Here is a 14,379-nt window from a genome sequence, read left to right on the forward strand (position 1 = left end):
GCACCGGCCGTTCCCACAGTACAACGTGGTCGACGTCGCCTCACCACGACCTGCCTTTGAGATACTTTGCAGTATTCGGATACTGTCTTGTATTCTGATTCCATGACCGACTCACCCACACCTCGACTGACGCGTCGAGAGAGCCAGGAACTCACCCGGCAGCGCCTCATCGAATCGGCGGCGATGCTCTTCGCCGGCCAGGGAGTCCGCGCCACCTCTCTCATCGCGGTCGCGGAGAACGCCGGATTCAGCCGCGGCGCGGTCCATGGGAACTTCTCCGACAAGGACGAGCTCGCCGCCGCGGTCGTGCAGTTCGTCGTCGAGGATCTCGGTCCCGAACTCGAAGGGACGCTCAACTCGCCGGGGTCGGCCAATGACCGGCTCGCTGCCTATATCTCCGCTCACATCGATTACTGTCGTCGCGAACCGGTACGGGCCGCGGCCATCATCGCGGCTGTGGGCTACCTCAGCAGGGCCGCCGCGGCGGCACCGTCCTATGGCGAGCGCGCCATCGAATCGGTGGCCGATCTCGTAGCCCTCTTCGAGGACGGTCAGCGTCGCGGCGAGATGCGCGACTTCGACCCGATCACGATGGCCCTGTCGCTGCGCTCCGTCCTCGACACGGCAGTTCCCGCCCACCCCCGCATCGAGGCAGGCGAGATCATCGCCCTGTTCGACCACGCCACCCGAGCCGAGGAGACTCCACAATGACCTGGAATTTCCGCATCACCGTTCGCGGCCGCTTCGCCGGACTCGCCGAGGAACAGCGCCGCAGCCTCCGTGCGGCACAGGCCGATCACGATATGCTCTCCGCGAGCTTCTCCCCCGAGGGGACGTTCCTCTACACTCCTGAGCTCGTGAACTATCAACACCGATTCCTCGTCACCAGCGATGAGGCGGACCGCGATGACGCCGAGACGCTGGCGAACATCCGAGCCGAGGAGCTCTCCGTCGCCGACCTCGCCGCACGCAGCCTGGGCGGCAGGATCACGAGCGTCTCTGCCGTCTGCGTCGAAGACTTCAAGGTGCGCCCGAGGGCACGGTCATGAATCCGGATGGGACTGCAGACTCCGCTTCCGAACCGAACCTCGAGGCCGCACTGGCTCTGGCCTCGGCAACGGGTTCCCTGGAAACCGCGATCGGCACCGCACTCTCGCGTGTGGGACTCAGCTTCACAGACCTCCGCCGTCTTCGCATCATCGGAGCACAGCCGCAGGGGCTGACCAGGGAGGACCTCGCCGAGGCGATGGGGGAGACTCGGTCGCAGGCCATCCGCTCCAGCGGCCCTCTCGTCAAGCTCGGCTGGCTCTCCCGCGCAGAGTCCGGAGAGTTCATCCTCACCGACAGCGGACGCCACCTCATCGATCAGGCCGAGGGCATCGCCGAGAAGGCGGCCGCCCGTTGGTTCACAGACTCCGGGCTCAGCCCGAGTGAGGTGATCGCGAGCGTGGGACCGGACCGTTCGGCTTCTTCGAGGTGAGGGGCGCAGTCGAGGACTGAACCCTGTGCCGCTGCCCCTGGATGCAGACGACTGCGGCAGCGACCATGGCGGCGCCGGCCGCAGCCATGAGCACTCCGGTCTCGACGTCGTGCAGAGCCGCGAACACCGCCACGCCGGCGGCGCCTCCGACATTGCGGGCGGTGCTTCCCGCTCCCGAAGCGAATCCCGGCCTCTGCGGCAGCGCGTGCATCCCCGCCGCCACGATCGCCGGCATGAGGACCCCGACACCGATCGCCCAGACCACAAGGGCGGTCCACAGCGCCCACAGGCTCGGTGCTGAGACGGTCAGCCCCATCAGCCCGAGGCCCACACCGCCCACGATGAGGCCCAGCGCACTCGTCGCCCAGACCCCGAGGCGGCTGCTGATCGTTCCGGACAGTGCCCCGAAGAACGGCAGCGGCAGCAGCGCCGGCAGTGTGGCCAGCCCGGCCTGGAACGGGCTCAGCCCGCGAACGTCCTGGAAGTTCTGGGTGAGGAAGAACAGGGACCCGAGGACGCAGAAGTTGAGCAGTCCGGCGATGATGCAGGCAATGGTGAGTCGTACTCGCGATGGGTTCGAGGACTCGGACACTCCACCGGCTGCGGGCAGTTGGTCGTCTCGTGGTCCGGGTGCCGTCGACCGAGAGGAATGGACGATGATCGGCACGAGCGCCAGGAGGATGACCGGCAGATTGAGCCAGAAGACGGCTCTCCAGTTGCCGACGTCGACGAGCAGCCCGCCCAGCAGAGGACCCAGCGGGAGAGCGATTCCGCCCAGTGCGGCCCAGAGTCCCACGAGCTTGCTCCGCTCGCGGTCGTCCGCAGCCGATTCGGAGAGCATCGCGAGGGTCCCGGCCATCGTCGCAGCAGCTCCTGCGCCCTGGATCGCTCGCGAGGCGACCAGCAGCGTGATCGTCGGCGACAGCGAGCAGGACAGTGAGCCGACGAAGAAGCACAGGAACCCGAAGACGACGACCCTGCGATGACCCCACTTATCCCCGATCGCTCCGAACGGCAGCAGCAGCGCCGCGAGAACGATGGTGTAGGCGTTGACGACCCCAGCCATTCCCGACTGCCCTGCCTGAAGGTCCGAATTGATCTGAGGCAGGGCGACATTGACCACTGTCACATCGAGGAGGACGAGGAAGTAGCCGGCGCACAGCCCGAGGACGAGCACTCTCGGCATCCGCCTCGCCTCATTCTTCGGTTCACTCAGCAGTCTGGGACGCCACACACGCTAGTGAGGGCTGTCGACGAGTGTCGAGGTTCCGACGACCCTCACTCGCGGTGACCGCGAAAATCCGCTTCCACCGCACAGTTAATCCCCGCTCACGGCTCGCGCCCACCCTGTTCCGGGACGATGAGAGCATGAGCGAAGCGGGGAGCCAGAACGAACGGAACGAACGAGGACAGCACAGCTGGCGGAGCGGCGACCATATCCTGTGGACCTACACGAATCCGGCACACCCCGGCCTGTACGACCAACGCCCCGTCACGGTCATCGCCGATGACGAGAGGCACTTGGCCGTCTGGCTGGAGTCGGGAACGAGGATGCTCCACCATGTGCTCGCGGACGGTTCGGGAATCCGCACGGCCGACGGTCCCGCCCGGTTCGGCGCCCCTCGGGCCCAGGGCCTCAAACGGTGGCAGGGACCGGGCATCGTCGCCGTCTTCCAACCGGGAACCGACTATTCGGTGTGGTTCTTCGCGAACCCGAACTCTGTTCGTCGCGACTCCTTCTACGTCAACCTCGAGGAACCGTTCACCCGCTTCGAAGGCGGAATCCTCACTTCCGACCACGTCCTCGACATCGTCGTCGATGCAGACGGCACCTTCCACCTCAAGGACGAGGACGAACTCGAGTTCGCGCGTGAGGTCGGAATGTTCTCCGACGAGAAGGTCGAGCGCATCCGCTCGGCCGCAGACTCAGCCATCGAGGACATCCGCGCCTGGGCCTTCCCCTTCGACTCGGACTATCCGGACTTCCGGCCGGATCCCGCCTGGCCGATGCCGGACCTGCCCGCCGAGACGAGCTGGGACTTCGAGAGCTGAATCAGCGCGAAAAGTGCGGACTGAGCCGCCCGGAGAGCGCGAATCCCGCCCCGCGTGCTGCTTCCCCATCGATTACCTGGTCGATCCGAGGTGGTTTCCTCGCCTGAATCTCCCTGCGATCAACGAAAACAGCGAAGAACGGGCTGAGCGCCGAGGCACGCGTGCGCACACGCGTGTCTCGACGCTCAGCCCGTTTCTCGGCGAGGGCCGCAGCCCAATCAGCCTCAGTCAGCCACGTAGTACATGCGCTTGTTGACGAACTCATCCATGCCGTAGGGCCCGAGCTCGCGACCGAAGCCCGAGCGCTTGGTGCCGCCGAACGGAATCTCCGCGCCCTCACCGGCCGGGGTGTTGACGTTCGACATGCCGACATCGAGGCGCTGAGCGAGCTTCGCGGCACGCTCCTCGTCCTTGGCGAACACCGCGCCGCCGAGGCCGAAGCGCGAATCATTGGCCAGGGCCAGTGCCTCGTCATCGCTGCTGACCTTGTAGACGGTGGCCACGGGGCCGAAGAGCTCCTCGCGGTAGGCGTCCATCTCCGAGGTGACTCCGGTGAGCACGGCCGGCGAGACATAGGCCGAACCGTCGGCGGCGAGTTCGCCGCCGACGAGAGTCGCACCCTGCTCGACGGCGCGGTCGAGCTGCTTGCGCAGATTCTCTGCGGCCGAGCGCGAGGACAGCGGCGAGTACTTGCCGTCGCCCGCCTCGGCGGGGGTGCCCTTCTCCCAGGACTGGGCACGTTCGGTCAGTCCGGACACGAAGTCGTCGTAGATGTCGTCCATGACGATCATCCGCTTGTTCGCGTTGCAGACCTGGCCGGTGTTGTACAGGCGGGTGCCCCATGCGGTGTCGACGGCCTCGTTCATATCATCGGTGTCGAGGACGATGTACGGGTCGGAGCCGCCGAGCTCGAGCACGGCCTTCTTCAGGTGCTTGCCGGCGGTTGCGGCCACGGCCGATCCGGCGCGCTCGGAACCGGTCAGGGACACACCTTCGACGCGGTCATCAGCGATGATCGTCTCGATCTGCTCATGAGTGGCGTAGATGTTGTTGTACACACCCTCGGGAATGCCGGCTTCCTTCATGAGTTCGGCGATCTTCGCCGAGGAGCGCGGGCAGATCTCCGCATGCTTGAGGATGATCGTGTTGCCGAGCACGAGGTTCGGCGCGGCGAAGCGGGCGACCTGGTAGTACGGGAAGTTCCAGGGCATGATGCCCAGCAGCGCACCGACCGGGCGACGCTGGATGAAGGCCTTGCCGCCCGACATCGATTCGATCGGCTCATCGGCGGCGAACTTCGGTCCGTTGTCGGCGTAGTAGTTGAAGATCTCCTCGCAGAATTCGGCCTCTTCCTCTCCTTCCGCGGTGGGCTTGCCCATCTCCTCAGCGATGATCTTCGCGAGCTCTTCTTTGTGCTCGCCGAAGAGAGCGGCGACCTTGTTGACGATCGCTGCGCGTTCCTCGATCGTCTTCTCGCGCCAGCTCAGGTAGCCCTTGTGTGCGGATTCGAGGACCTGCTGGACCTCTTCGTCGGTGGCATTGTCGAACTTCTCGACGACTTCACCGGTGGCCGGGTTCTCGACACGGTAGCCGCCTGCAGAACTGCCTACGTTGCTCATTCCAGACTCCTTTGACTTTGTGCGCGCCTGTTGGCGCCGCTGAAGCAATTGCATACCTCTTTGCCGCCCGAATCGACGGAATGCGTATGCCTGCCACCCACGCTATCAATACGTGACCCGCGCAACAAGTGCCGAAACCTGGGGGATTCATCAGTTCCGAACGCCCGAGACCACCATCGCCGAGGCGGTGCGGATTCCGAATCATTCACGACGAAAACCGAATCACCCCCAAGGCCTCCCAAGACGAGGAAACGCCGACCCCGGCCGGGGATAAACCCGCCTCGGCGAGGGGAACCGTTTCGATCCCTGCCGATCGGATCAGGGGACCGAAACGGTTCCGCCCCCGTCGCGAGAACTCACCGACCGACGAGGTCGAGCCCGGCGCGCACGATCGAGTCCATGTCGATTCCGTGGATCGCGTAGGCCTCCCCCACCGAGGATGCCTGCCCGTAATCCGTGACACCGAGGTTCCGTGTGCGATCCCCGCGCACCCCTGACAGGAACGCCAGAGTGTGCGGGTGACCGTCGAGGACGGTGACCAGCGGTGCGGGATGTTCGGCGGGGAAGAGCTCGTCGGCGATCGCGGAACGGGCACTCGAGCGGATCTGCGACCGCTCCTGCACCGAACGGAAGACCTTCGACGCAGAGCTCAGGCACACGATTCCGGTCCGGACTCCGAAGGACTCCAGTTTCGCCGCCGCCTCGATCACCTCGGTCATGATGGCCCCGGCCCCGACGAGCGTGACCTCATCCTCGGCGGCCGGTCTGGCCGAGAGCCGGTAGCCGCCGGCGATGACCTCATCACGGCGCCGCTGTCGCAGCAGCGGATCCTCGGGCATTCCTGCCAGTGCCTGCTCCACGGGACGAGTGGTCAGCCGGAAGTAGGCGGAACCGCCGTTCGGATCGGCGAGTTCGCGCAGAGCCTCGAGCATCGTCCACTCGAGGTCCTGGGCGAAGGCCGGTTCCCAGCTCGTCAGGCCCGGGATCTCCAAGGTCACCGAGGGAGTGTTGAACGACTGATGCGCTCCGCCTTCGGGTGCCAGGCTCACCCCTGAGGGGGTGCCGACCATGATCGAGCGGCCGCCGGCATAGAGGCCGAAGGTCCACGGCTCCAGAGCTCGGTTGATAAAGGGATCGTAGATCGTGGCGATCGGCAGCAGGGGTTGGCCCCACCGTTGCCCGGTCGAGCCGAGTTCGCCGGCCAAGGACACGAGGTTGACCTCGGCGATGCCGAGCTCGATGTGCTGTCCGCGCGTGCCCTCCTGCCAGCGCAGCACCCGCTCCCGGTCGTCGGCGAACCAGTCATGCCGTCCCGCCGGGGACCAGATCCCGGTCTTATTGATCCACCCGCCGAGGTTCGTCGAGGTCGCGACGTCCGGGGACAGGGTCACGACCCGGTGGGCCACCTCGGGGGCGACGTGCTTGAGATCGGAGAGGAACCGTCCCAGCGCCGCCTGCGTGGAGATCTGCGGTCGCGGGGTGAAGCCGAGTTCGGCGGGCACCTGCGCAACAGGGTGATCGACGACGGGTTCGCGCTGCAGCCGCAGCGCGGTCTCGGCGCAGAATCGACCGGCGGGGGTGTCCGGGTCGAACGCGACCCACGGATCGTCGAGGTCCATCCCCGAGGCGGCCGCCAACTCGCGCATCTGCGTTTCGGTCAGCTGTGCGGCATGGTTGCCGGGGTGGCCCTCCGTGGCCAGACCCTTGCCCTTGATCGTATAGGCGAAGATCACGGTCGGTCGGCCATCATCGATGGCCTCGAACGTGGACACGAGCTGGCCGAGATCATGTCCGCCCAGGTCACGGATGAGGGAGGCGAGATCGTCCGCATCGAATTCGTCGATGACCGCGGACAGGGCGGCCGCCTCGGTGTCGGTGAGACCCGAGACCAGCCGCTCGTGGATCTCGGACGGATGAGCCCGCAGCAGCCGCTGGTATTCGGGGTTCGGCATCTGCACGAGCCGGTCTTTGAGCGCTTGCCCGCCCGGGGCGGCGAACACGGCTTCGAGGCGGCGTCCCCACGGGCAGGTGAGCACCTGCCAGCCGGCGGCATCGAACATGCCTTGCAGCCGGCGGATCTGCACATCGGGGATGACCCGGTCGAGCGACTGCCGGTTGAGGTCGACGATCCACACGATCTCGCCGAGGCTGCGCACCTCGGGGTCGATGATCGCTTCCCACACGGCCCCTTCGTCCATCTCCGCATCGCCGAGGAGGGAGTAGAATCGGCCGGCTTCCGGGGTCTCGGGGAACCGGTCGGAGACGTAGCGGTGGGACAGGGCAGCCCAGATCGGGGCGGTCGCGCCGATGCCCACGGATCCCGTGGAGAAGTCCACGGTGTCCGGGTCCTTCGTCCGGGACGGATAGGGCTGGAGCCCGCCGCGGCTGCGCAGGGTGTCTAGATATTCCTCGCCGAGGTCGCCGAGCAGATAGTTGATCGCGTGGAGGACCGGTGAGGCATGGGGTTTGACCGACACCCGGTCGATCGCGCGCAGCTGAGTGAACCACAGCGCCGTCATGATCCCCGTCATCGATGCTGATGAGGACTGGTGTCCGCCGACTTTGACGCCGTCCGAGTTCGCTCGGCCGCGGTTGGCGCGGTCGATGATCGAGGTCGCCAGCCACAGCACGCGCTGGGCGATCTCGTCGAGGATCTGATCGTCGCCCGAGGCCGAGGCCCGCAGCGGTCGGTCGTTCGTCCCGGGCGGGCTGACCTGTAAGGAGGTCTCGAATTGGTGGCGGTCCGTGTCCTGTGCGCTCGGTTCCTGTGCAGTGCTCGTCATCAGAAGATCTCGGAGTAGGCGTTGAGGGCGAGCTGTCCGCCGAGGTGGGCGTAGAGGACGGTCGAGTCCTTGCCGATCGTGCCGTCCCCGACGAGGTCGAGGAGTCCGGCCATCGACTTGCCCTCGTAGACGGGGTCGAGGATGACGCCTTCGAGTTGCGCGGTCGTGCGGATCGCGTTCACGGTCGTCTCGTCGGGGATGCCGTAGGCCGGGCCTTCCCAACCGGTGCGGATATCGACGTCGTCGTCTGTGATCTCACGCCCGAGGCCGATGAGTTCGGCAGTGGTGTTCGCGATCCTCTTCACCTGGTCGCGGGTCTTCTCGATCGTGGCCGATGCATCGATTCCGATGACCTTGCGAGGGCGCCCGCCGGCGGCTTCGAGAGCCGCGAATCCGGCGATCATTCCGGCAAGGGTCGAGCCGGTCACGGTGCACACGACGATGGTGTCGAAGAAGACGCCGAGTTCCTTCTCCTGTTCGACGACCTCATACGCCCAGTTCGCGAAGCCGAGTCCGCCGAACTTGTGCTCGGAGGCACCGGCCGGGATCGGGTAGGGCTTGCCGCCTGATTCTTCGACCTCGGCCAGGGCGTTCTCCCAGCTCGAGCGGATGCCGATGTCGAATCCGGCCGCGTCGAGGCGGACGTCGGCACCCATGATGCGCGAGAGCTCGATATTGCCGACCTTGTCGTTGACCGGGTCCTCCCAGTCCACCCAACGTTCCTGCACGAGGCGCGCCTTCAGTCCCAGGTGAGCGGCGACGGCGGCGACTTGGCGGGTGTGGTTGGACTGGTAGCCGCCGATCGAGACGAGGGTGTCCGCCCCCGAGGCGAGAATGTCGGGAACGATGTACTCGAGCTTGCGGGTCTTGTTGCCGCCGAAGGCGAGTCCGGAGTTGACGTCTTCGCGCTTGGCCCAGACGCGGGCCCCGCCGAGGTGGTCGCTCAGTCGGGGAAGCTCGTGCACGTGGCTCGGTCCGAAGGTGAGTGGGTAGCGATCGAAGTCGGTGATGGCCATGGTGTCCTCTGTTTCTCTGGGGCTGTTCTCAGCGGTCTGAGTTATCTGGGGTTTGTCTCTGGGACGGCTGGTGCTCTCCGGGCGATCGTTCGCCACGCAGTGTGTCCTGAATCGCATCCGGCAATATGCAATATATTGCATTCTGCAGATGGCTACAATAGGTCAGAGTTCGAGTCCCATCCCGCGGGACGAGACCTACCCACACAGAGACAAGGTGACCGAGCGTGCCGATCCCCACGGATTCCCCCACCCCGCAGCGCAGCCTGCTGCGCGATGACGTCTATCGGTCGATCCGCGACGCCATCGTCCGCGGCCAGCTCGCCCCCGGCGAACAGCTGCGTGATCAAGAGCTCGGCGCCTGGCTGCAGGTGTCCAGGACCCCCGTCCGCGAGGCCTTGCAGCGCCTCGCCCAAGCCGGACTCGTCGTCGCGGAGCCGGGCCGGATGACGCGCGTGGCCCCCGAGGACCCCGCGCTCATTCTCGCCGCCCGCCAGATCGCGGCAGAGCTCCACGGCCTGGCCATCGACCTCGCCTTCCCGACCCTCGACGAGGCGGCGCTGGACGAGATGGAGAAAGCGAACGACCGCCTGAGTGCGGCGCTCGGGGCCGGCGACGCCGAGGCGGCGATCGCGGCTGATGACGACTTCCACGAGGTGGCCCTCACCCGATCCGGCAACCCACTCATTCCCGATCACCTCGAGGTCGTCACCGCCACACTGCGCCGCGCGGAGTTCCTGCACTTCGGATCCGTGAAGGGCTCGGCTTCGCCGGAGCAGCACACCGAGATCATCGCCGCCGTCCGTGCCGGTGAACATGCGCAGGCCGTCACGCTGACGAAGGCGAACTGGTCAACCATCGAAGGGGATTCGCCGCAGACGGCCTGAGTCGGACACCTTCCGACTGCGGATTCCGAATCGGCAACACCACTGCCTCCTCGACGACGCCACCGTCATAGCCAATTCATTTAGTCATCTGATGACTTGTGCTAGAGTCCTCACCACGATCACCGACGATCAAAGGACTGACGATGTCATCAATGACGAAACGCATCACGACCACCCTGCTCGCGACCGCTGCGAGCCTTGCCCTGCTGACCGGGGCCACCGGAACCGCAATGACGAGCCCAGCCGCCGCGCAATCCTCTGCCGCACAGTCACCGGCAGGCGCAGAGGCATCAGCAGGCGCACAGTCTTCAGCAGGCGCAGTGCCGGCTGCACCATCGGCCGGCTGTGGCACCGAGCAGAAGCCGGGCAACGACGAGAAGACTCTGACCACGGCAGACGGCGAGCGCAGCTATCGGATCAACATCCCGCGCGACTATGAGATCTCGACTCCGCTGCCGCTGGTCATCGGCTTCCATGGCAACGGGTCCGACGGCGCCGAGTTCCAGAACTACACGGGACTGCCGACCCTGCCGGCGATCACTGTATTCCCCGACGGTGACCTCAACGACGGCAAGCGCTCCTGGCAGGGCGCCCCGTACGCCAGCGGTGCCGACGACGTCGCCTTCGTCGCCGACCTCCTCGATTCGATCGAATCCGAGCACTGCATCGACCTCAATCGGGTCTATGCCACCGGCAAGTCGAACGGCGGCGGCATGGTCTCCGTGCTCGCCTGCAACCTGCGCGATCGCTTCTCCGCGTTCGCTCCCGTCGCCGGCGCGTACTATCCGCAGTCGACGGAGGGCTGCGACTATTCGACGCCGACTCCGATGCTCGCCATCCACGGCACGGGCGACGCCACGATGCACTACGAGGGAGGCCACCGCCAGGGCGAGGACTACCCGGGCGTGCGCGAATGGATTCAGCCCTGGGCGGAAGCCTCCGGCTGCGAGAAGACCAAGGAACGCCAGGTCGGACGCAAAGGCGAAGACGTCGTGCGCACCCAATGGACGCAGTGCAGTGCAGGAAAAGAAGGCGACACGCAAAGCCACTCGCCCGGCAAATCCGGCGGATCCGCCGAGGTTGAGCTCTATTCCGTAGCCGACGGCGGCCACGTCTGGCCAGGTGAGGTCGTCTACAGCGGCGGCGGATACGCCACGAAGGGCTTCTCGGCCACGGATACGATCTGGGACTTCTTCACGAGCCACCCTGGCACCACAGACGGACCGACACAGACGTCCACCCAGAAGTGACCGTTGACACATTAGTTCCAAAGTGATTAGATGACTTAAACACTTGAAGGAGAGCACCATGACGTCCACCGTCGGACTCGTCGAACGCCTCACTCGCGAAATCGTCGAAACCATCCGCACCGAGAACCTCCAGCCCGGGCAGACCCTGCCCTCGGCCAAGGTCCTCGCTTCCCGCTTCGAGGTCACCGTGCCCACCGTCCGGGAGGCACTGCGCCGGCTCGAAGCTACGGGTTCGGTCGAGCTCAAGCACGGCTCGGGCACCTACGTCCGCGAAGCGATCAACCGCCGCATCCTCGACAACCCGCACTACGTGCCCGTCGACCTCGCCGCAGCGATCGAACTCCTCGACGCCCGCATCGCCATTGAGCCCGGCATCGCCGAGCTCGCGGCAACCGTGCAGGCGGCCGATGCCGTAGCCTCGATGGAATCCGCGCTCGACAATGCGCTGCAGGTCGAGACCGCAGTCCCGGCCGGCCACTTCCACGTCGAACTCGCTCGAGCTTCGGGAAATCGCGCTCTGCACGAGATGCTCGTGTCCCTGCTGGCCATCCACTCCCGCACCCAGCAGGCGGCACGCACGAGCTACGACCGCCTGCGCGACCACGACGAACACGCAGACATCCTCGATGCGATCCGCCGCGGCGACAGCTTCGAAGCCTCCCACCGCACCCGCAAGCACCTCGAGGCGATCAAGGCCGCCGTCCTCGCCGACTGGACTGATGACACGGACCAAGCCGACGAAGCGGGCACAACCGAAGGACCCCAGTGATGACGCGCCCTACGATCACCGAGATCCGCCCGCACGTCCGCAACTATGCCGAGCTCACCTCTCTCGAGGTCGAGCTCGCGAAGGACCGGTCCAGCCTGCTCGTCCTCCCTGTCGGCGCCTGCGAGCAGCACGGTGACGGACTTCCTCTGGGCACCGACAACATCCGTGCCGCCCACGTCGCCCACGCCGTCGTCGACAAGCTCGCGGCCATCGACAAGTTGGACGCTGGAGATCAGGGTCGAGCCTTCGTCCTTCCCAGCGTCGACTACGGTGTCTCCCCGCATCACCGCTTCCTGCCCGGCACGATCAACATCGGTCCGCAGCTGTTCATCGACCTCGTCACCTCGATCGTGCACCAGCTCGCCGATGCCGGGTTCGACAGACTCCTCGTCATCACCGGCCACGGCGGCAACCTCGCCGCACTCGGCGTGATCCAGCAGTCGCTGCTCGCCACCCACCCCGACTTCGTCTTCGCCTATGCCCCGGTCTCCGCTCTGGCCACCGAGGCGACCGCCGCCCTTCCCCGCACCGAGATCAGCGGCCATTGCGGTGAGTCCGAGACCTCGCAGATGCTCGCCATCGACGAATCCCTCGTCGACACCGACCATCTCAACCCCGGCGCCACCCGGCTCGACGATCTCGACCCGCGCGCCCGACTCTCGCGAACGAAATCACCGTCAACCGCGGTGACGTTCGACCGCTACGCCGACAACGGCGTCCTCGGCGATCCACGGACCGCCACGGCCACGGCCGGTGAGGGCATCCTCGGCGAGGTCGTCGACCGACTCGTCGCCTACTGTCAGGAGCTGCAGAGACTGTGACAGCCGCTTCTCACTGACCGGCCGCCCGGCCGAACCTCCACCACAGATCACCCGATTCCAGTGCCGTAATCACCGTGCCCTGGTGGACCCTGCCCGAAATTCCAGCCTGGACTCTCAGGAGCTCTCATGAAACCGACCCAGACCACCGACATCGCGCAGACCGACGAGCAGGAGAAGCTGCCGCTGGTCATCCGCGCCCTCAACGTCATCGAAGTCGTCGGCAACAAACTGCCGAACCCCTTCTGGCTGTTCTGGATCCTTGCGGCGATCCTCGCCGTGTTCAGCCTCGCCCTCCCCCTGGCCGGAGCGGGAGTCGAGGATCCCGGAACAGGGGAATGGACCCCGGTGAACAATCTGCTCAGCGGCAAGGGCATCGCCATGGCCGTGAGCACCGCGCTCGACGCCTATGAAACCTTCCCGCCGCTGATCACGATCATGGTCGTCATCATGGGCGTGGCCCTGGCTGAACGCACGGGACTGCTGTCGACGGCGATGAAGGTCTCGATCGCCCGCGTCCCGGCCGGACTCATCGTCTTCACGGTCGCGTTCATGGGCACTGTCTCACACGTCGCCTCGGCTGCGGCCTATGTCATCCTCGTCCCGCTCGGCGGAATGGTGTTCAAGGCCGTGGGCCGCTCCCCCGTCCTCGGCGTCATCGTCGCCTACACCTCGATCGCCTCCGGCTACGACGCGAGCCCGATCCCGACGCCGAACGATGCGATCTTCGCGGGCATCACGACGGCTGCCGCGAACATCATCGATCCCGACTACATTGTCACTCCTATCGGCAACTGGTACTTCAACATCGCCAGCTCCATCCTTCTGGCCATCGTCATCACGATCGTCACCGAGCTCGTGCTGATGAAGCGCGACAACCTCGAAGCCGACGAGGATGCCGAGCACGAAGATCTCGTCATCTCCGACAAGGAGCGGTCGGCCCTGCGTCTGGCGATGTTCGCCGTCATCGCCGCGGTCATCGCCATCGTCGTCCTCGTCGTCCCCGAGGGTGCGCCCCTGCGCGGAGACGGTCCCTTCGGCGAGTCCCCGTTCCTCACCGGAATCGCCTTCATCATCGCAATGCTCTTCGGCATCGGCGGCATCGTCTACGGCTTCCGCGAAGGCACGATCGAGACCTGGTCCGATGTTCCGAAGCTCATGGGTCAGGGACTGGCGTCGATCTCCGGCGTCCTCGTCCTCTTCTTCGCCATCGCCCAGTTCCTCGAGTACTTCGAGTGGACGAACATCGGCATGCTCGTCTCGGTCTCCGTGTCCGAACTCTTCACCGGTCTCGGCCTGCCGACCTGGGTCGTGTTCATCCTCGTCCTGCTCGTGCTCTCCGTCGTCAACGTGCTCATCACCTCCGGTTCGGCGATGTGGGCGATCATGGCTCCGGTCATCGTGCCGCTGCTCATGCTGCTCGAGGTACCGCCGGAGACCTCACAGGCAATCTTCCGCATCGCCGATTCCGGATCGACGGCCATCACCCCGATGAGCCCGTACTTCATCCTCGCGCTCGGCTTCATGCAGAAGTATCAGAAGAGCGCCGGCATCGGCACCCTCGCCTCGCACACCCTGCCGCTGGCCGTGTGCATGACGATCACCTGGAGTCTGCTGTTCTTCCTGTGGTGGGGTCTGGGCATTCCGCTCGGTCCCGATGCCCCGGTGCGCTGAGGTGCGCTGAGGTGCGCTGAGATGCGCTGACCGC

General features: G+C 65.9%; 13 protein-coding genes. 9 read left to right on the forward strand and 4 right to left on the reverse strand.

What is annotated here, in order from left to right; translation table 11 throughout:
• Positions 1-102 precede the first annotated feature (102 nt).
• The 3 genes from BEP01S_RS02255 to BEP01S_RS02265 are packed head-to-tail and all read left to right on the forward strand — an operon-like array spanning position 103 to position 1,480.
• Positions 103-711 carry a TetR/AcrR family transcriptional regulator gene (locus BEP01S_RS02255; RefSeq protein WP_062240148.1) on the forward strand — a complete coding sequence of 203 codons (609 nt, stop codon included), beginning with the start codon at positions 103-105 and terminating at the stop codon, positions 709-711.
• Positions 708-1,049: a DUF6204 family protein gene (locus BEP01S_RS02260; protein WP_062240150.1), complete on the forward strand. Its 342-nt coding sequence runs from the start codon at positions 708-710 to the stop codon at positions 1,047-1,049. The genes BEP01S_RS02255 and BEP01S_RS02260 overlap by 4 nt, the downstream gene beginning before the upstream one ends.
• Positions 1,046-1,480: a winged helix DNA-binding protein gene (locus BEP01S_RS02265; protein ID WP_062240153.1), complete on the forward strand. Its 435-nt coding sequence runs from the start codon at positions 1,046-1,048 to the stop codon at positions 1,478-1,480. Before BEP01S_RS02260 ends, BEP01S_RS02265 begins: the two co-directional genes overlap by 4 nt.
• Here the strand turns inward: BEP01S_RS02265 and BEP01S_RS02270 are convergent.
• Positions 1,422-2,666: an MFS transporter gene (locus BEP01S_RS02270; protein WP_062240156.1), complete on the reverse strand. Its 1,245-nt coding sequence runs from the start codon at positions 2,664-2,666 to the stop codon at positions 1,422-1,424. The two genes, BEP01S_RS02265 and BEP01S_RS02270, sit on opposite strands and share 59 nt — an antisense overlap.
• Before the next feature lie 182 nt (positions 2,667-2,848).
• On the opposite strand from BEP01S_RS02270, the gene BEP01S_RS02275 reads away from it, so the two are divergent.
• Positions 2,849-3,532 carry a ribonuclease FAU-1 family protein gene (locus tag BEP01S_RS02275; RefSeq protein WP_062240159.1) on the forward strand — a complete coding sequence of 228 codons (684 nt, stop codon included), beginning with the start codon at positions 2,849-2,851 and terminating at the stop codon, positions 3,530-3,532.
• 224 nt (positions 3,533-3,756) lie between these two features.
• Here BEP01S_RS02275 and BEP01S_RS02280 read toward each other — a convergent pair whose 3' ends face one another.
• The 3 genes from BEP01S_RS02280 to BEP01S_RS02290 form a co-directional block, all read right to left on the reverse strand.
• On the reverse strand, positions 3,757-5,151 hold the full coding sequence (locus BEP01S_RS02280; protein WP_062240161.1) for an NAD-dependent succinate-semialdehyde dehydrogenase: 1,395 nt from the start codon (positions 5,149-5,151) through the stop codon (positions 3,757-3,759).
• Positions 5,152-5,507: 356 nt separating this feature from the next.
• Entirely contained in the window at positions 5,508-7,934 is a 2,427-nt protein-coding gene (locus BEP01S_RS02285; RefSeq protein ID WP_083532458.1) for a thiamine pyrophosphate-binding protein, read from the reverse strand.
• A complete protein-coding gene (locus BEP01S_RS02290; RefSeq protein WP_062240165.1) occupies positions 7,934-8,950 on the reverse strand; it encodes a 1-aminocyclopropane-1-carboxylate deaminase in 1,017 nt (338 codons plus the stop codon). The genes BEP01S_RS02285 and BEP01S_RS02290 overlap by 1 nt, the downstream gene beginning before the upstream one ends.
• Positions 8,951-9,174: 224 nt before the next feature.
• Between BEP01S_RS02290 and BEP01S_RS02295 the strand changes: the two genes are divergently transcribed.
• The 5 genes from BEP01S_RS02295 (at position 9,175) to BEP01S_RS02315 (ending at position 14,345) form a co-directional block, all read left to right on the forward strand.
• Positions 9,175-9,834: a GntR family transcriptional regulator gene (locus tag BEP01S_RS02295; RefSeq protein ID WP_062240167.1), complete on the forward strand. Its 660-nt coding sequence runs from the start codon at positions 9,175-9,177 to the stop codon at positions 9,832-9,834.
• A gap of 152 nt (positions 9,835-9,986) precedes the next feature.
• Positions 9,987-11,084 (forward strand): CE1 family esterase, encoded by a 1,098-nt coding sequence (locus tag BEP01S_RS02300; protein WP_062240170.1) that lies wholly within the window; start codon positions 9,987-9,989, stop codon positions 11,082-11,084.
• A 58-nt stretch (positions 11,085-11,142) separates the two neighbouring features.
• Positions 11,143-11,853: a FadR/GntR family transcriptional regulator gene (locus BEP01S_RS02305; protein ID WP_064485746.1), complete on the forward strand. Its 711-nt coding sequence runs from the start codon at positions 11,143-11,145 to the stop codon at positions 11,851-11,853.
• Positions 11,853-12,674 carry a creatininase family protein gene (locus BEP01S_RS02310; RefSeq protein WP_062240173.1) on the forward strand — a complete coding sequence of 274 codons (822 nt, stop codon included), beginning with the start codon at positions 11,853-11,855 and terminating at the stop codon, positions 12,672-12,674. Before BEP01S_RS02305 ends, BEP01S_RS02310 begins: the two co-directional genes overlap by 1 nt.
• 126 nt (positions 12,675-12,800) lie before the next feature.
• Positions 12,801-14,345 (forward strand): AbgT family transporter, encoded by a 1,545-nt coding sequence (locus tag BEP01S_RS02315; RefSeq protein ID WP_062240175.1) that lies wholly within the window; start codon positions 12,801-12,803, stop codon positions 14,343-14,345.
• Positions 14,346-14,379 lie beyond the last annotated feature (34 nt).

This window comes from Brevibacterium epidermidis NBRC 14811 (genome assembly GCF_001570805.1).
Classification (GTDB): domain Bacteria; phylum Actinomycetota; class Actinomycetes; order Actinomycetales; family Brevibacteriaceae; genus Brevibacterium; species Brevibacterium epidermidis.

Bases quoted from the DNA above. Each gene is read 5' to 3' on its own strand.
- BEP01S_RS02285 (WP_083532458.1), bottom strand. From the start codon at position 7,934: ATGACGAGCACTGCACAGGAACCGAGCGCACAGGACACGGACCGCCAC.
- BEP01S_RS02270 (WP_062240156.1), bottom strand. From the start codon at position 2,666: ATGCCGAGAGTGCTCGTCCTCGGGCTGTGCGCCGGCTACTTCCTCGTC.
- BEP01S_RS02280 (WP_062240161.1), bottom strand. From the start codon at position 5,151: ATGAGCAACGTAGGCAGTTCTGCAGGCGGCTACCGTGTCGAGAACCCG.
- BEP01S_RS02260 (WP_062240150.1), top strand. From the start codon at position 708: ATGACCTGGAATTTCCGCATCACCGTTCGCGGCCGCTTCGCCGGACTC.
- BEP01S_RS02315 (WP_062240175.1), top strand. From the start codon at position 12,801: ATGAAACCGACCCAGACCACCGACATCGCGCAGACCGACGAGCAGGAG.
- BEP01S_RS02265 (WP_062240153.1), top strand. From the start codon at position 1,046: ATGAATCCGGATGGGACTGCAGACTCCGCTTCCGAACCGAACCTCGAG.
- BEP01S_RS02255 (WP_062240148.1), top strand. From the start codon at position 103: ATGACCGACTCACCCACACCTCGACTGACGCGTCGAGAGAGCCAGGAA.
- BEP01S_RS02300 (WP_062240170.1), top strand. From the start codon at position 9,987: ATGACGAAACGCATCACGACCACCCTGCTCGCGACCGCTGCGAGCCTT.
- BEP01S_RS02290 (WP_062240165.1), bottom strand. From the start codon at position 8,950: ATGGCCATCACCGACTTCGATCGCTACCCACTCACCTTCGGACCGAGC.
- BEP01S_RS02310 (WP_062240173.1), top strand. From the start codon at position 11,853: ATGACGCGCCCTACGATCACCGAGATCCGCCCGCACGTCCGCAACTAT.
- BEP01S_RS02305 (WP_064485746.1), top strand. From the start codon at position 11,143: ATGACGTCCACCGTCGGACTCGTCGAACGCCTCACTCGCGAAATCGTC.
- BEP01S_RS02275 (WP_062240159.1), top strand. From the start codon at position 2,849: ATGAGCGAAGCGGGGAGCCAGAACGAACGGAACGAACGAGGACAGCAC.